This is a genomic window from Nocardia sp. NPDC058497 (genome assembly GCF_042720195.1).
GTDB lineage: Bacteria > Actinomycetota > Actinomycetes > Mycobacteriales > Mycobacteriaceae > Nocardia.
In genome coordinates this window covers 3,982-20,577 of sequence record NZ_JBHXMY010000040.1, presented here as the reverse complement: position 1 = coordinate 20,577, position 16,596 = coordinate 3,982, and the positions used below count along the sequence as shown (strand labels likewise).

General features: G+C 68.8%; 15 protein-coding genes and 1 pseudogene. 10 read left to right on the top strand and 6 right to left on the bottom strand.

Annotated elements, in window-relative coordinates; all coding sequences use genetic code 11:
- The 4 genes and pseudogenes from ACFWPJ_RS05170 to ACFWPJ_RS05155 form a co-directional block, all read left to right on the top strand.
- Positions 1-1,076, top strand: a pseudogene (locus tag ACFWPJ_RS05170) (cutinase); the annotation flags it as partial.
- A 137-nt stretch (positions 1,077-1,213) separates the two neighbouring features.
- Complete coding sequence (locus ACFWPJ_RS05165; RefSeq protein WP_378847374.1) at positions 1,214-2,014, top strand: hypothetical protein; 801 nt, start codon at positions 1,214-1,216, stop codon at positions 2,012-2,014.
- Between the two features lie 203 nt (positions 2,015-2,217).
- A complete protein-coding gene (locus ACFWPJ_RS05160) occupies positions 2,218-3,576 on the top strand; it encodes a wax ester/triacylglycerol synthase family O-acyltransferase (protein ID WP_378847378.1) in 1,359 nt (452 codons plus the stop codon).
- A gap of 43 nt (positions 3,577-3,619) precedes the next feature.
- Positions 3,620-4,738: an NAD(P)H-dependent flavin oxidoreductase gene (locus ACFWPJ_RS05155; RefSeq protein WP_378847372.1), complete on the top strand. Its 1,119-nt coding sequence runs from the start codon at positions 3,620-3,622 to the stop codon at positions 4,736-4,738.
- 61 nt (positions 4,739-4,799) lie between these two features.
- Here ACFWPJ_RS05155 and ACFWPJ_RS05150 read toward each other — a convergent pair whose 3' ends face one another.
- Together ACFWPJ_RS05150 and ACFWPJ_RS05145 are read right to left on the bottom strand one after the other, a co-directional pair.
- A complete protein-coding gene (locus ACFWPJ_RS05150; protein ID WP_378847369.1) occupies positions 4,800-5,567 on the bottom strand; it encodes a GntR family transcriptional regulator in 768 nt (255 codons plus the stop codon).
- A 354-nt stretch (positions 5,568-5,921) separates the two neighbouring features.
- Entirely contained in the window at positions 5,922-8,294 is a 2,373-nt protein-coding gene (locus ACFWPJ_RS05145) for a flippase-like domain-containing protein (RefSeq protein WP_378847367.1), read from the bottom strand.
- Between the two features lie 160 nt (positions 8,295-8,454).
- Between ACFWPJ_RS05145 and ACFWPJ_RS05140 the strand changes: the two genes are divergently transcribed.
- Positions 8,455-9,378 (top strand): NAD-dependent epimerase/dehydratase family protein, encoded by a 924-nt coding sequence (locus tag ACFWPJ_RS05140; protein ID WP_378847364.1) that lies wholly within the window; start codon positions 8,455-8,457, stop codon positions 9,376-9,378.
- 3 nt (positions 9,379-9,381) lie between these two features.
- Here ACFWPJ_RS05140 and ACFWPJ_RS05135 read toward each other — a convergent pair whose 3' ends face one another.
- The gene (locus tag ACFWPJ_RS05135) at positions 9,382-10,323 is read right to left on the bottom strand and encodes an MBL fold metallo-hydrolase (protein WP_378847361.1); all 942 of its coding nucleotides are present in this window, start codon (positions 10,321-10,323) and stop codon (positions 9,382-9,384) included.
- A gap of 143 nt (positions 10,324-10,466) precedes the next feature.
- On the opposite strand from ACFWPJ_RS05135, the gene ACFWPJ_RS05130 reads away from it, so the two are divergent.
- Together ACFWPJ_RS05130 and ACFWPJ_RS05125 are read left to right on the top strand one after the other, a co-directional pair.
- Entirely contained in the window at positions 10,467-10,844 is a 378-nt protein-coding gene (locus tag ACFWPJ_RS05130; protein WP_378847377.1) for a hypothetical protein, read from the top strand.
- On the top strand, positions 10,841-11,971 hold the full coding sequence (locus ACFWPJ_RS05125; RefSeq protein WP_378847358.1) for a cation:proton antiporter: 1,131 nt from the start codon (positions 10,841-10,843) through the stop codon (positions 11,969-11,971). The genes ACFWPJ_RS05130 and ACFWPJ_RS05125 overlap by 4 nt, the downstream gene beginning before the upstream one ends.
- On the opposite strand, the gene ACFWPJ_RS05120 is transcribed toward ACFWPJ_RS05125, so the two are convergent.
- The 3 genes from ACFWPJ_RS05120 to ACFWPJ_RS05110 all read right to left on the bottom strand — a co-directional run bounded on the left by ACFWPJ_RS05120 (position 11,968) and on the right by ACFWPJ_RS05110 (position 13,537).
- Positions 11,968-12,360 (bottom strand): RNA-binding S4 domain-containing protein, encoded by a 393-nt coding sequence (locus ACFWPJ_RS05120; RefSeq protein WP_378847354.1) that lies wholly within the window; start codon positions 12,358-12,360, stop codon positions 11,968-11,970. The genes ACFWPJ_RS05125 and ACFWPJ_RS05120 overlap by 4 nt on opposite strands.
- Before the next feature lie 3 nt (positions 12,361-12,363).
- A complete protein-coding gene (locus tag ACFWPJ_RS05115) occupies positions 12,364-12,894 on the bottom strand; it encodes a C40 family peptidase (RefSeq protein ID WP_378847375.1) in 531 nt (176 codons plus the stop codon).
- Positions 12,895-13,255: 361 nt separating this feature from the next.
- Positions 13,256-13,537, bottom strand: coding sequence for a hypothetical protein (locus ACFWPJ_RS05110; protein ID WP_378847351.1), 282 nt, complete (start codon positions 13,535-13,537; stop codon positions 13,256-13,258).
- A gap of 105 nt (positions 13,538-13,642) precedes the next feature.
- Between ACFWPJ_RS05110 and ACFWPJ_RS05105 the strand changes: the two genes are divergently transcribed.
- From ACFWPJ_RS05105 to ACFWPJ_RS05095, 3 genes are all read left to right on the top strand, one after another.
- A complete protein-coding gene (locus tag ACFWPJ_RS05105; RefSeq protein ID WP_378847348.1) occupies positions 13,643-14,824 on the top strand; it encodes an AAA family ATPase in 1,182 nt (393 codons plus the stop codon).
- A 277-nt stretch (positions 14,825-15,101) separates the two neighbouring features.
- Positions 15,102-16,052: an alpha/beta fold hydrolase gene (locus tag ACFWPJ_RS05100; RefSeq protein WP_378847346.1), complete on the top strand. Its 951-nt coding sequence runs from the start codon at positions 15,102-15,104 to the stop codon at positions 16,050-16,052.
- Between the two features lie 192 nt (positions 16,053-16,244).
- Positions 16,245-16,535, top strand: coding sequence for a hypothetical protein (locus tag ACFWPJ_RS05095; protein WP_189031575.1), 291 nt, complete (start codon positions 16,245-16,247; stop codon positions 16,533-16,535).
- The last annotated feature ends 61 nt before the right edge of the window (positions 16,536-16,596 follow it).

Below are 16,596 nucleotides of genomic sequence, written 5' to 3'. Positions count from 1 at the left end.
GCGACGGCACGTTCATCGGCGCCGATGACCCGTTCGCCAACCCGGACGGCTTCGACCAGAAGTACCAGGACGGCACCAAGCCGATCTCGGGCACGGGTGTCACGACCGGCGGCGGCTTCGGCGCGCTCAACGGCAAGATCGCCTCGTTCTGCTCCGAGGGCGACCTCACCTGCGCGGCGCCGGAGAACATCTCCCTGCTGCAGCTGGCCGCCAATGTGGGCAGGCAGATCAACGTCGACGACCTGCAGCGCGACGGGCTCACCCCGGCCACCGGCCAGGACATGGCCTTCACCCTCGGCCGGATCGCGATGGCGGCCTTCTCCGACATCGGCTCGAACCCGAACTGGATGGCCAGCGACGAGACCTTCCTCGACGTGCTGCTGAAGGTGTCGGACCCCGATTACAAGCCGGGTGAGACCAAGGCGCCCGCGAAGGCCGACACCATCGCCGGTGAGAAGATCTCGCCGCTGGCGTACCTGCCGCAGAAGGTGTTCAACGAGATCGTCGGGCTGATCGTGACGAACCAGAACACCATCCCGGTGGCGATGAGCGACCCGTACCAGCTCACCCTCGGCCCGAACGGCACCGGTCATCACTTCGACTACTGGCGTGACTCCGACGCCGCCAACGGCAAGCCGCTGACCTCGGCCGAGTACGCGGCGGCGTGGCTGACCCACCTGGCCAAGCAGGCGCAGGCAGGCGAGAAGGTGGACACCAAGTCGGCGCCCACCGATGACGATGTGACCGCCGCGCTGGCCGCGCCGACCAAGCCCGCCACGACCACCACCGCGGTGGCGCCGAGCACCACGACGGCGAAGTCGACGACCGCGGCGAAGACGACATCGCCGACCACCACGTCGAAGACGGACACGAGCACGACCACCTCGACCACGACGGTCGCCCCGTCCACGACGACGCCGTCGACCACGACGCCCGCTCCGGCGCAGGAACCGGCGACGAACCAGGCCGCGGCGCCCGAGCCGACGACCACAACGGCCGCGCCGGCACCGACCACCACGGTGGCGCCGACCACGACCGTCGAGCCGACGACCACCACCCCGGCTCCGACGAACTGATCGAGACCGCACAATCCCCGGTGGGCCACGCCGCCCACCGGGGATTGTCGTTTCTCAGCACCGACACTCCGGGCGACATCGCCAGGCAACGCGCCGATCATGATGACTGTGCGGTGCCTCGATGCAATGATCGGCGGGTGACTCAGTGGCTCCCACTCCTCGGTTCGCTCGTCGTCGCCGCCGCAGTTCTGGTCGGTGTCATCGCCAACAACCGCACCCACCGCGAGGGCATCGCCGCGGCAGACGAGCGCGGCAGGCAGGCACTCGACGCCGCGCAGCGCAATGTCGAGCTGTCGAACATGGTGGGTGACCAGCGTGATCACGAGGCGTGGCGCCGGGAGGTGGTGCTCGCCGCTGTCGCCTCGATCCTGGAGACCTCGGCCTCGGTGCGCGCCGACCTGACCAGCTGCGGGGAATGGGATCTCGTCACCGCGGAGGAGATCGACAACGTCGGCGCGCAGATCCACAAGGTGATCTGGGATCGCCCGAACGGCATGCTGACCCGGCTGCGGGTCGTGGCGCACCGCCGGATCCCGAACAAGTGCGAAGACCTGCTGCGCACTCTCACCGCCGCCCAGCACATCACCATGCAGCGGCTGAAGCTGCACATCGATGTGGAGGCCACGGTCGAGGAGCTCGAGGAGATGGCCTCGCTGTGGCAGAAGGCGATGCGCCATGCCGCCGAGCAGGAGCGGGCGCTGGTGGAGACGACGCGGATCGAACTCGGTATCGACATCGCCACGAAAGGCCCTGCGGTCCCGCCGGTTCCGGCACCCGCGCCGCCGGTGTCCGAGCCGGTCGACGAGCCGGTCGACGAAATGCCCATCGAGGACGCGGCTTTCGAGCAGGAGATCGAGGAGCAGACCGCCGAGCTGCGCGTGGCCGAGGTCATCGAGGACGTGGTCGAGGCCCGGCAGGCCGAGCCCGCCCAGGTCTGACCGCAGCCGAATCCGGCCGGGGCCGCGTCTTTCTGGCGAGCGCGGCTGGGCCCGGACGGATGGTGTGGCCGTTCAGCTGACGCGACACCGAACGCCCGGGTAACTTGGAAGGCGGCACGCGATGCGTCGCGGTGCCGACCCGACAGCGTGGTCGATTGTCTACACACTTGCACCGAACCACTCTCGTCAGGGGGCGATTTGTGATGGAGTTCATCGCGCCGTTGGATGCGCTGTTCCTGCTCGCGGAATCTCGTGAGCACCCGATGCATGTGGGCTCACTGCAGCTGTTCGAACCGCCGGAGGACGCGGGCCCGGACTATCTGCGCGAGTTCCGCGACACCCTGCTCGCCGACAACACCTGCAGGCCGACCTTCCGCAAGCGGCCCGCCACCTGGCTGGGCGCGCCCCAGCTGGCCTGGACCCAGGACCATGAGGTCGACCTGGACTATCACGTCCAGCGCAGCGCGTTACCCGCGCCAGGCCTGATCGGCCAGCTGCTCGATCACGCCTCGAAGCTGCACAGCGCCCTGCTCGACCGGCACCGCCCGATGTGGGAGCTGCACTTCGTCGAGGGCCTGGCCGACGGCCGGTTCGCGCTGTACTCGAAGATGCACCACTCGCTGATCGACGGTGTGTCCGCGCAGCGGCTGCTGCGGCGCACACTCACCACCGATCCCTTCACTACCGAGATCAAGACGCCGTGGAACCTGCCGCGCAAGCAGCGCGCCGAGGAGCCACGCGAACACCGAACCCGGCTGGGCGGCCTGCTCGGCAACCTCGGCTCGGCGGGTTCGTCGACCGCCGCGCTGATGCGGGCGACCCGCACCGGCCTGCTGCAGCAGCAGCTGACACTGCCGTTCGAGGCGCCGCGCACGCTGTTCAATGTGCCGATCGGCGGTGCGCGCAGGTGCGTGGTGCGCACCTGGTCGATGGACAGGGTCAAGCAGGTGAAGAAGGCGACCGGGACCACCGTCAACGATGTGGTGCTGGCGATGTCGGCGGGCGCGCTGCGCGCCTATCTGCTCGAACGCGACGCCCTGCCGGACAAGCCGATGATCGCGATGGTGCCGATGTCGCTGCGCGACGAGGACGACACCGACACCCAGGGCGTGAAGATCGCGGCGCTGCTGTGCAATCTGGGCACCGACGTCGCCGATCCGCTGGAGCGGCTGCGCGTGGTGAGCGAGTCGACGCGGCGCAACAAGGAGGTCTACCGCTCGCTGACGCCCGCCCAGACGCTCGCGGTCGCCGGGGTGATGCTGAGCCCGATGGCGGCGATGCTGCTGCCCGGTTTCGCCTCGATGGCGACGCCGCCGTTCAACATCGTCATCTCGAATGTGCCGGGCGCGCGGGAGCCGCTGTACTGGAACGGCTCACGGCTGGACGCGAGCTACCCGCTGTCTATCCCGCTGGACGGCCAGGCCGTCAACATCACCCTCACCTCGAATGGCGACAACCTCGATTTCGGCTTGGTCGGCTGCCGCCGCACCCTGCCCGACCTGCATCGACTGCTCGATCACCTGGAGGATTCGCTGACCGAGCTGGAGGCCGCGGCCGCCTGAAATTGGCCCTTATCGGGCAAACTAGAACGTGTTACAGTTCGGTATGCGTACCGAATTCTGCGAACAGCTCGGCATCGAGTTCCCCATCTTCGCCTTCACTCACTGCCGCGATGTCGTGGCAGCGGTGAGCAACGCGGGCGGACTCGGCGTGCTCGGCGCCGTCGGCTTCACCGCCGAACAGCTCGAAGTGGAGCTCGCCTGGCTCGACGAGCATGTCAACGGCATCTACGGCGTCGACCTGGTGATCCCGTCGAAGTACGAGGGCAAGGGCGTCGAAGGCCTGACCCCCGAACAGCTGGAACAGCAGCTGGCGCAGATGGTTCCGCAGGGCCATCGCGACTTCGCCCAGAAGATCCTGGCCGACCACGGGGTGCCCGCGCTGCCCGACGGTGAGCACCACAACGAGCTGCTCGGCTGGACCGCGACCACCGCGGGCCCGCAGGTCGACGTGATTCTCAACCACCCGAAGGCGAAGCTGGTCGCGAACGCGCTCGGCACCCCGCCCGAGGACGTCGTCAAGCGCATCCAGGACTCCGGCCGGGTGATCGGCGCGCTCTGCGGTTCGGTCAAGCACGCGATGAACCACAAGGCGGCCGGGCTGGACTTCGTGGTGGTCCAGGGCACCGAGGGCGGCGGGCACTGCGGCGAGGTGTCCTCGCTGGTGCTGTGGCCGCAGGTCATCGAGGCGATCGGCGATACGCCGGTGCTGGCGGCCGGTGGTATCGGCAACGGCGCGCAGGTCGCGGCGGCGCTGGCGATGGGCGCGGCGGGCGCGTGGACCGGCTCGCTGTGGCTGACCGTCGAGGAGGCCAATGTGCCGCCCGCGCAGATGGACACCTACCTCGAGGCCACCAGCCACGACACCATCCGCTCGCGCTCGTGGACCGGTAAGCCGTGCCGCATGCTGCGCAACGACTGGACCGACGCGTGGGAGGACACCGAGAACCCCGACCCGCTGCCGATGCCGCTGCAGATGATGGTCGCCCTCGACGGCGTGAAGCGCGGGCACCGCTACCCCGAGGCCGCCAAGGACGTGAACTTCAATCCGGTCGGCCAGGTCGTCGGCATGATGAACAAGATCGAGCGCAGTGCCGATGTGGTCAACCGGCTGGTCGAGGAGTACGTCACCGCGTATGACCGGCTGACCAAGCTCAACGGCTGACCGGTCGGCCGTCGCGGCCGTCCCCGCCGAAATCCGACCCAGACAGCTGAGCCGGTTTCGCTCAGGCGGTGGCGGCCGTGGATTCGAGAGGCGTCGCGCCGACGAGTTCGTCGAAGCGGGCGATCACCTTCTCGTGGTACAGCGCGAACAGGTCCTCGAACAGGGCGAGCTGGGCCTCGGTCGGCGCCGACTCGGCATCCCACACCGCCAGCAGCGCCCGCCAGACGAGCACGTGCAGATCCGGCGCCACCGCGAAGTAGGCGGCGATCGCCTCCGGCACCTCGACGACCATGTCGGCCACCGAATTCAGCACGGCGCGTTGCATGCTCATCCCGAGAACGCCGAGCAGCTCGCGCACGAGGGCGATCTCGGCGGCGATGATGCGCACGTGATCGGGCGCGGACTGGCGGGCCATCGCCTCCAGCTCGTCGACGGCGGCGGCGAGTTCGGCGGAATCGAGCACCTTCTCCGCCTCGGTGTAGCCGAGCAGTGCCTCCAGCACGATGCCCCGTTCGACCTCGACGATGTCGGTGAACATCTCGGCGGCGACGTCCGGCGCGGTGACGGAGAACCGGAACAGATGCCGGTAGACATCCATCCCGCCCTCTTCCCTGACGTCGCGGATCGTGAAACCCTTGCCGCGACGGGCCTCGACGAAGCCGTAGGACTCGAGCCTGCCGAGGGTGAGTTGCGCGGTGGCGCGGTTCATCCCGAACTCGTCGGCGACCTGGCGGACCGACGGCATCAGCTCGCCGGGCCGGTACTCGCCGGTGGCTACCCGGCGTGCCAACTCGTCGGCGACGTCGGCGACCACCGTCCGGGATCCCATCGAAACAACACCTCTCGGTCATCCGGCTACGTCCCAGACAGTTTATGCGCAGAATCCCCACCCCGCACGTACCCGCTGTCGCTGTGGGACGGTTCACGTCGGACGGCCGATCATTGCGAAGAACCAACCGACCGGCTTGGTAGGCGATCCACCGGCAACTCACACGCGACCGTGCCGTTGACGGATCAACCACCGGAAACGTCCACGCCGCCGCACCCCCGTGGATCAGACAGCATTGCGCGCCACCATGATTCAAGACGCTAGCAACTGGACAGCAGGCAACGTGAAGGCTTTCGTGCAGACCACTCGGCTGGCAGCGAGCGCCGTTGCCGGAGGACGTGAACTACGCGGGGCTCAGATCATCTCCTTCTCGCCCATCCAGCGCATGATCGGCCAGCCGAGCGCGACGGGGATCCAGCAGGTCAGGACGCGGTAGAGCAGAACAGAGGGGACCGCGATCTCGGCGGGAACGCCGAAGGCGGCAAGACCACCGATCAGCGCGGCCTCGACCGCGCCGACGCCACCGGGTGTCGGTGCGGCCGAGGCGAGCGTGCCGCCGATCATGGTGACGATGGTGACGGCGACGAAATCCGTACCGCCGCCGAAGGCTTCGACACTCACCCACAGCGCGAACGCCTTCCCGAGCGTGATCGCGCCGCAGCCGCCGACGATCAGCGAGAACCGGATCGGGTCGCGAGCCAGGTCGGCGAGTTCGCCGAGGACTTCCCTCAACTGCGGCCGCACCGATTGATTCACCCAGCGACGCAGTTTCGGCACGAACATGAACGCGCCGATCAGCCCGACACCGACGCCGGCGGCCAGGTACAGCACCGTCGCGTCGGGCACGATGTGGGCGAGGTTGGTCGAGGTTCCCGCCACCACGCTGAACACGACCAGCAGCACGATGTGGGTGATCACCTGCACCGATTGCTGCAGCGCCACCGCGGCGGTGGCGCGCATGGTCGTCATACCCGCCTGCTGCAGGAACCGCACGCTCAGCGCCAGACCGCCGACGCCGGCTGGGGTCGTCGTGGCGACGAAGGTGTTGGCCAGCTGTTCCACGAACAGGTAGCGCATCTTGACCACCCAGTCCGCGCACGCGCCGAGCGCGACCGCCGCGGCGACGTAGGTGAGCGCCGCGATCACCAGGCCGAGCAGCGCCCACCACCAGTTCAGGGTGCGCAGCTGGCTGAAGAAGGTCGGCACCTGGCTGAAGAACGGATAGGCGACGTAGACCAGCGCGAACAACAGCACCAGCTGGATGATCTGATTGCGGGTGAAGCGGGTGAGCTGCGCGGACTGGATGCGGTCGTGCCCGGTCTGCTCGCGGATCTCCTCGCGCGCGGTGGCCATCACCTTGGTCCAGTCGGGCACCGACTTGCGGATGCCCGTCGGCATGGCCGATTTCGTGAGGCGCCTGGCCGCGGTGACGACGGTGCTCTCCCCCAGCACCCCGATCGCCGCCGACACCGCTTCGTGTTTGCCGTACAGCGAGGTCGTCGTGACCAGCAGCTGGGCGATGTCGGTCTGCCGTTGCGCCTCGGAGGCGCCGAACTCGGCGGCCGCGAAGCCGCCGAACAGCGTGTCGCCCTGGTGGACTCGAACATTGCCGGGCTGCAGATCACCGAGGCTGATCTGGTTCTCGTGCAACCGCAGCAACGAACGCCACACCCCGGGCAGGACCTGCGCCGACAGCTTCTGGATCGGCGTGCCATGCGGAACGGTGTGCGCGTACAGCATCCAGCCGCGGTCGAGGCCCGCCACGGCGACCTGTCGGCAGTCGGCCATGCCGACGTCGCCGATCGCGATGCCGAGCAACGCCCGATGTTCCACCGCCCGATGCATCGACCCGTGTAGCGGCGCGGTCTCGCTGGAACGGAAGGTGATCCAGCGCCACAGCTGTTTTACCGCGCCGAAGCTGCGCTGATTCTTGCCGTACATCTCGACGACGAGCTCGGACTCCGGGCCGTCGACCTCGGTCGCGAGCAGCAGCGGACCGCGTCCGGCGGGCCGGTCGACCCGAAAGGCACGCACGGTATAGCCACGCCGGGCCAGCACCCGGACCGCCGCCTCCAGCGGCACCTCGAGCGCGGGCGTGCCGACCAGCCACACGATCACCGCGCCGACCAGCCAGCCGACCACCAGCCCGAGCATGGCCCTGGCCGGCACCACGGAGCTGACCGCCAGGTGAATAGGCGCGAACATCAACAGCAGGAACCACATCCAGCGCCGGGGCCGTACCGGCAGCCACGGGCTGGAGACGGTGAGCATCGCGGCCAGCATCGCGATCCAGCGCGGGTCGTCGAGGAACTGCGCGAGGAAGGTGTCGAATCGGTCCGGTGCCGGCAGATGCCATTTCGGCGTCGAGATGCCTGCCCCGGTGATCGAGAGCGCCAGCAAGGCGAGCAGACCCGCGGCCGCGTATCCCGCGAGCAGCTTCCACTGCCTGCGCACCACCAGTTCGATCAGGATGGCGAACGGCAGGGCCAGGATGAGCATTCCGTAGACCAGGTAGATCATGGTGGACTGGTCCTGGCTGAGGAAGTCGACGATATTGGACACCGCCCGTTCCAGCGCCAGCCATTCCGGCCTGGTGATCAACGAGGCGGCGACCACCACTCCGACCCCGATAGCCGCCAGCGCGACCCGGATGATGTCGCTGGTCCGCCGGGTCAGCGGCTGCAGGAGACTTCCCGTGACCGGGATCTCCCGACCGTCGACTCGCATGAGCCGCACGATACACACCGACACGCCGTCGACCCGCCGTGACATCGCACAAGTTTCCGGTCGCCGCAGGCCAGGTGAAGCCGGTCACAGAGCGTCACATCGCGAGGTCGTCGCTCGTCCAGGTAGCAGGGAAACACTCGCTCGCCCGGAAGGAACTCTCATGCAGGTTCTGCTCGCAGGCGCCACCGGCGCCATCGGCCGCCCGCTCATCCGCGCGCTGACCGCGAACGGTCACCACGTGTCGGCCATCGTGCGCAATCCCGATTCCCATCCGCTCGTGCGCGAACTCGGCGCCGAGCCGATCACCGCCGACGTCCTCGATCGCGACGGGCTGCTCCGCGCGCTCGACGGCACCGCCGCCGACGCCGTGATCCACGAGGCGACCGCGCTGCGCGACGCGAAGGTGCAGCGCCGGATTCCGGCCGACGATCCGACCGGCCTGCTGCGCACCGTCGGCACCGCCAACCTGCTGGAGGCCGCCGGGCTGGTCGGCGCGGGACGCTTCCTCACCCAGTCGCTGATCCTCGGCTACGGCTATCACGATCACGGCGACCGGCCGGTGACCGAGCGCGATCAGTTCGGCGTGTACAACGGCGGCGTGGCCGACGAGGTCGTGCGCGCGACCGTCGCCGGGGAGGATCTGGTGTTCGCGGCGCCGGTCGACGGAATCGCGTTGCGGTATGGGCTGTTCTACGGTCCCGGCGCGTTCAGCGATCTGTTCGCCGACATGATGCGCAAGCGCAGCCCGGTCGGGCCGCTCGGCTCCGGTGGGGTGAACAGCTGGATCCACGTCGAGGATGCCGCGGCGGCGACGGTCGCGGCGCTCGAACGGGGGACGGCGGGGCGGGCGTACAACCTGGCCGACGATACGCCGATCACCTGGGGTGAGTTCTTCGGCGAGGTGGCCAGTAGTCATGGCACGCCGCGGCCGATCCGGTTGCCCGCGTGGATGATCCGGCTGGCTGTGCCTTATATCGGCGCGCTCATGTCCGATACCTCGATGCAGGTCTCTAGTGCGCTGGCGCACGAGGAACTGGGCTGGCGGCCGCGGTACGCGAGTGTTGCGGAAGGGCTCGCGGGCTGAGGGTCAGTGCGCGGCGCGCGCGGTGACGGCGGCACGGTCGTGTCCCGGGATCAGCTCGATACCCTCGGGCAGCGCGTGCAGACGGTGCACGGTCTCGAAAGCGGCGTCGCGATCGGCGTCGAACAGTTCGCCCGGCATCGGTGCCTTCTCCCGCAGCAGCTCGACCTGCAGCGTGCTCCACACCGCGTCGCCCGCGAGCAGCACCCGCGACCCGTCGTCGACGGCGAGCAGCACACCGATGCTGCCCGGCGTGTGCCCGGCCAGGTCGACCAGCAGCACCGAACCGTCGCCGAACAGGTCGGGGCTGCGGGCGAAGGTGAGCACCGGCGGTCCGTCGAGCTCGTAGAGATCGAAGACGCGCCCGCGCAGCGGACCGCGCGCGACGCCGAGCGGGGCGTGCGATCCGCCCATCGCCCAGCGGTATTCGACGTCGGGCACCCGGATCGGCACCCAGCCTGGCAGCTCGTACAGCCCGGCGACGTGGTCCCAGTGCAGGTGGGTTGGCAGGACGAAGTCGATGTCGGCGCCGGTCAGCTCGTTGGCGGCGAGCACCTCGCTCAGTCCGTGCACCGGCTGCTCGGGCGCGACCAGCAGCGGGACCGGGAACGGCAGCTCGGGCAGCACCCGCTCGTGCACGCCGGCGCAGATCGCCGGGTCGACCAGGAACGTGGCCGACGGGTGCCGGACCAGGAAGGTCGCCATGGTCAGCGGAGTCGAGCGCGGCGTCCGCACGCCCTCGGCGACGATCGCCGTCGGCGCGGACAGGTCGGCCTGGATCAGCGCGGTGAGCTCGACGGTGTTGTGCGCCGGGGGTAGCGGGGCCGACTCGAGTTCGGCGAGGAAAGCGGTGTTCGCCTGCCGCGGCCACAGCAGGCGCGGGACCGTGGCGGCGACAGCGACACAGCAGGCAAGAAGCGTCGATAACATCGGCCTGCGCTCACCCATAGCTGCCACCGTAGGCGATCGCCCACAACCCGACCACCATGTACTTTTTCGCGCATACCGATCGGGCAAACAAACGACAACATCCAGCGACCGTCCCGCTAACCCCGGCGGCACCGGCGGATGATGATCCGATGGCAGACCAAATCGTCCAGGTGCAGTGGAAGGCCACGCCGGAGGAACACGACTATCCGGCCGCCGCCGACTATCTCGAGCTGCTGGCCGACAGGGCGGTGGTCGAGGCGATCGTGGCCGAACTCCGCAGCGCACCGGTGGTCGTGAAGAAGGCGAAGGACATTCTGCGCGCCTCCCAGCTCGAAGCGCTCACGCCCGACAACCCGCACGTGCGCAAGGACCTGCTGAAGATCAACGAGGGCAAGCCACTCTCGCCGGTCCTGCTGGTGCGCGGTGACTGCCGCGAGAATGTGCCGATGCTGATCGCCGACGGCTACCACCGGGTGTGCGCGCTCTACTTCGCCGACGAGAACTGCGGCATTCCAGCCAAGATCGCCGCGATGCCATGACCTTCGCGACCCTGGCGCTGGTCGTCGCGCTCGGGGTCGCCGGGCCGCTGCTGGCCCTGCCGAAACGGCTGCATCTGCCGGTCATCCTCGGCGAGCTGATCGCCGGGATCATCTTCGGCACGACGGGATTGCGGATCCTCGACGCCGAGGATCCGATCTTCGTCTTCCTCGCCGATATGGGTTTCGCGCTGGTGATGTTCGCGGCGGGTACCCATGTTCCGGTCCGCGATCCGGCCGTGCGCGGCGCGCTGGGCGCCGGGGTGGTGCGGGCAGTGCTGGTCGGCGTCGTCGCGGCGGTCGCGGGCTGGGCGGTGGCGCAGGCCTTCGGCATCGGCCACGGCGCGATCTACGCGGTGCTGATGGCGTCGTCCTCGGCGGCGATGGCGCTGCCGATCATCGACTCGCTGCGGTTGAGCGGACCGCCGGTGCTCGCCCTCACCGCCCAGGTCGCCATCGCCGACACCGCCTGCATCGTGGCGTTACCGCTGGTGATCGACCCGGGCAATGCGGCGCGGGCCGCGCTCGGTGCGGTGGTGGTCGCCGCCTGTGCGGTCGTGATGTTCCTGATCCTGCGGTATCTGCAGCAGACGGGCGCGCAGCGGCAGGTGCACGTGGTGTCCGCGGAGCGCAAGTTCACCCTGGAGCTGCGGGTGAGTCTGGTGCTGGTGTTCGCGCTGTGCGGGGTGGCGAGCGCGATGCATGTGTCGATCATGCTCGGCGGTTTCGCGGCCGGTCTGGCGGTGGCTGGTGTCGGTGAACCGCGCCGGGTGGCCAGGCAGGTGTTCGCGATCAGCGACGGTCTGCTGGCGCCGTTGTTCTTCGTCTGGCTCGGGGCGCGGCTGGATCTGCGTGAACTCGGGGAGCATCCGCAGTTCATCCTGCTCGGACTGACGCTCGGTCTCGGCGCGGTCGCGGTGCACTGCACGACGCGAGTCATCCGCCAGCCGCTGACCTACGGTGCGCTGGCGGCGGCGCAGATCGGGGTGCCGGTCGCCGCGGTGACGGTGGGGAGTCAGCTGGGCGTGCTGGTGCCGGGTGAGGGTTCGGCGATCATGCTGGCCACGCTGTGCACGATCGCGATCGCGACGGTGGCGGCTAGCAGGTTGGCAGCGAAAGCGCCTGTCTAGTCGGAGCGGCCCATCAGCCGATCCGTTTCGCGGCGTTCACGTTTGGTCGGCCTGCCCGCGCCGCGCTCACGCTGCGGGATGGACGCGAGGACTTCCTTCGGCGGTGGCGGCGGGCTGCGGTCGATCATGCACTGCGCGGCGATCGGTGGTCCGACGCGCTTGTGGATGATCCGCTCCACGACGACGATGCGTTCGATGCCCGCGTGCCGGATCCTGACCTCGTCACCGAGTTTCACCTGGTGCGCCGGTTTCACGGTCACACCGTTGACACGCACGTGCCCGCCACGACAGGCTTCCGCCGCGGCCGAGCGCGTCTTGAACAAGCGCACCGCCCAGATCCACGAATCGACGCGGGCCTGGGTGATGGAGCGTTGTTCGGCGGGGCTCACCCCTTAGACGATACGGCGAGCCGTGACGACGTCGTCGGCGCTGAGGTGGGTGTAGGACACCGGGGTGCCCGACTGCACCGCGTTCAGCAGCTGACCGTTGCCCGCGTAGATGCCGACGTGGCCGCCACCGTTGGTGATGACGATGTCACCGGCCTGCAGGTTGTCGAAGGACACCGGCGCGCCGACGTGCGACTGCTCGAAGCTGGTGCGCGGCAGTTCGATACCGGCCTGACGGTAGGCCCACTGCACGAGGCCGGAGCAGTCGAAGCTCGAGGGGCCTGCGGCACCCCAGCTGTAGACCGCGCCCAGCTTGGTCCGCGCCGCGTCGAGCGCGACGTTGCCCGCCGACTGCTGCTGCTGGAACGGGTTGTCGAAGGTGACGCTCGGCAGCTGCGGTGCGGCCGGGCCCTGCGGCGCGACCATCGCCTGAAGCTGCTTCTCCACCTGCTGCGCGGGCTGCTCGAGCTCCGGCGGCAGATCGAAGTTACCGAGGCCGGGAATGTTGATCGTGGCGGCCTGCGAAATCGCGGGCATCGCACCGGTCGTGGCGGCCACCGCACCCAGAACGAGTGCACCCTTGACGGAATTCGGCAGTCGAGAATCCCGCTGCAAGCTGTGTTTACCCACCGAGACGAGTCTCCGATCTTGCTGCTCCACCACCGCGTCGTCGGGATCGCTTGGTGCGACGACTTGTTCGGCGGTGACTCAATGGCGCCGTTTCTCTGACGAAGCGACAGACTCCACTAAGTCACGAGAAGATTACGGCCTGTGATGCAGGCTGTCCAGCGAAGCGCGCAAGTTGTTTTCTCGCATCCCGCAAACCCCCAGAACAGGGGGCATATCCCCGGCGTGTCGCCACGCGTAACGGTCCGATCTCCGCATCGCTGTTTCGTTATCAGCCGCGGCGGGCGAGCCGTCGCTCCAGCTCCGCGATGCGCGTGCGCGCGTCGGCCAGGTCGACTTCCAGCCTGCCGAGCGCGATCACCAGCGGCCCGATCGCCAGGTCCGCGATCGCCGTCGGATCGTCGTATCCGGCGTCGATGGTGGCGAGCACGCCGCGCCGGATGGTGTCGGCCAGGAACGCGCCTGCGGGCAGCTCCCAGCCCGCGACGATCTCGGCGGTGGAGGCCACCGCGGGCTCGGCGTCGTGACCATCGCGCTGGGATTCCTCGAACATGCCGCTCCGTCCCCGTTCCGCTCGTCTTGCATTCGCTAGCAGTATCTAGGACACAGCCCAGAGTTACCGAGATTCTGCCGTGCCGACGCGCTACGGTTGTCCGGCATGGACCCCGTGCGCAATCCCTACGCCCCCGGCGCCGGCCAACGTCCACCCGAATTGGCCGGGCGCGACAAGCAACTGGCCGCCTTCGACATCGTGCTCGAGCGCGTCGCCAGGGGCAGGCCGGAACGCAGCGTGATGCTCACCGGTTTGCGTGGCGTGGGAAAGACCGTGCTGCTCAACCAGCTTCGCTCGGCCGCCGTCTCGCGCAGCTGGGGCACCGGCAAGATCGAGGCGCGGCCGGATCAGGATCTGCGCAGGCCGCTGTCGTCCGCGCTGCACATGGCGGTGCGCGCGATCGCGATGGCGCACCGCAATCCCGAGCGCGTCGACGACTTCCTCGGCATCCTCAAGGCCTTCGCCCTGCGCGCCACCGCCGACAAGGGCATGCGCGAACGCTGGCAGCCCGGCATCGACGTGCCCGCGGTGACCGGGCGCGCCGATTCCGGCGATATCGAGATCGACCTGATCGAACTGTTCTCCGAGGCCGCGGCGCTGGCGGCCGACATCGGCGTCGGGATCGGCATCTTCATCGACGAGATGCAGGATCTGGGCCCGGCCGACGTGTCCGCGATCTGCGGCGCCTGTCATGAGCTCAGCCAGGACGCCGCGCCGCTGATCGTCGTCGGCGCCGGCCTGCCGCATCTGCCCGCGGTGCTCTCGGCGTCCAAGAGCTACTCGGAGCGGCTGTTCAGTTATCACCGCATCGATCGGCTCGACCGGGAGTCGGCCGACCTCGCGCTGATCGCCCCGGCCGAACGCGAGGAAGTGAAGTTCACCGAGGCAGCCCTGGACTCGCTGTACCAAAAGGCCGACGGCTACCCGTATTTCGTGCAGGCCTACGGCAAGGCGGCCTGGGATCAGGCCCCGGAGAGCCCGATCACCGCCGAGGACGTCGAGGTGGCCTCGCCTACGGCCGAGGAGGAACTGGCGGTCGGCTTCTTCGGTTCCCGCTATGAGCGCGCCACGCCCGCCGAACGCGAGTACATGCGCGCGATGGCCGACCTCGCCGGCGACGACGGCCCGGTCGCCACCTCGGCGGTGGCCGCCGAACTCGGCCGCAAGCCCGCCTCGGTCTCCCCCGCGCGCGACGGCCTGATCAAGAAGGGCCTGATCTACTCGGCCGAACGCGGCACGATCGGCTTCACGGTCCCCCACTTCGGCCGCTACCTCCGGAGCGTATAGCTCTCTGCGGCCATCTAGCCCCTCTCCTAGATATGCCGATACAAATCTCAGGCGCCGCGTTCGCGGGTTGATCTACAGATTTCTAGCAATACCGCTAGAGAGCCGAAGAGTCTCCTTGGTAACGACCGGAGCCCGTCCGGATTCGGTTGCGCATCAGCTGGGTAACGCGAGGATTCACGGGCTAACGGTCCGGAAATCTGATTCGAAACAACCAGTACGCGTACCCCCACGCTGTGGCGGGCCGCCGTACCAGCGCTCCGGAACCCAGGAGGCCGTTATGTCGAAGACTTTCGCCATCGCTGCTTCCGAAGGCCGTCGCGCGACGGTCACCGCCGACGACGGCGTGCCGATCGCGGTTCGCACCTTCGGCGCCGACGATGCGACGCTGACCGTCGTCTTCGTCCACGGTCACTGCCTGCACACCGGGTCCTGGGCGATCCTGCGCGAACAGCTGCTCGAGCACTGGGACGCCGGGACCAGGATGGTGTTCTACGACCACCGCGGCCACGGCGAGTCCGGGCACGCCCACCACACGACCTACACGATCGACCAGCTCGCCACCGACCTCGACGCCGTGCTGCGCGCGGTCGCGCCGAAGGGGCCGGTCGTGCTGGTCGGCCATTCGATGGGCGCGATGGTGCTGCTGGCCTACGCCCGGCTGTTCCCGGCGGCGATCGGCGAGCGTGTCGCCGGGATCGGATTGATCGCGGGCGCGGCGGGCGGGATCACCGAGGTCGGCCTCGGCAGGCTGCTCAACCGGCACGCCGTCGCCTCGCTCCAGCGTGCCGTCGTGCACGCGCCGCGGGTGATGCAGGCGTCGAAGCGCTTCTCCCGCTGGATCTTCGGGCCGCTGATCCGCGAGGCGAGCGCGGGGACCAGGCGGGTGAACCCACGGGTCGCCGCGATCGCGACCGCGGTGCTCAACGAAACGCCGCTGCTGACCATGTCGGGTTTCCTGAGCTCGCTGCTGACCTTCGACGAGGCGCACACCCTGCCGCGACTGCGCGAGCTGCCCACTTTGGTGCTGGCGGGCTCGGCCGACCTGATGGTGCCGTTCACGCACTCGGTGGTGCTCGCCTCCCAGCTGGCGGGCGCCGAACTGGTGCGGATCGAGGGCGCGGGGCACAGCGTCATCCTCGAGTGCGCCGAGGAGGTCGCCCACTCGATCGCCACGCTGGTCGCGCGCGCGGCCGCCGGCGTCCACGGGCACTACGCCGTCGCGGGCTGAGCCCGGGAGTTACCGGACGGCAACCGTGAAATCCGGGCCAACTTCGGGCGCAAACCGAAAAGCTCGGTTATTGTGGTGGAGATCACGTTGTGTGGTGAGTCACACGACTCGGTGCAGTGCGGCCCGGGGGTTCACGGGCGTGCCAGGTGATCCGACGAGTCGGTATGCCCGCCATATACACAGGAGGTAACGATGACACGCAGCGATATCGCGGAACTGCGCTACGCGGTCGGCCAACTCCGGCAATCGATCGGCGCACTGCGCTCCAACTACGGCGACGCGGCCACCGTACGCAGGTTGGAGAACGACCTCGAGCGGCTCGTCATCGATGCCGAGGAGTTCGAGCAGGCGCCGCCGCCGGAGCTCGCCGCCCCGCGCAGGGCCGAACCGATCTATGTCCCGGACAGCAAGTCCGACGAGGCCGCCTGGATGGGCGCGCAGGACGAGGGGCTCGGTTTCCACTCCCGGCCCAGAACCAAATAGCAAGACCTGTTCACCGGCGCGGCGGTCCTGCCACCCAGGGTCGCCGCGCCGACCCCTGTCC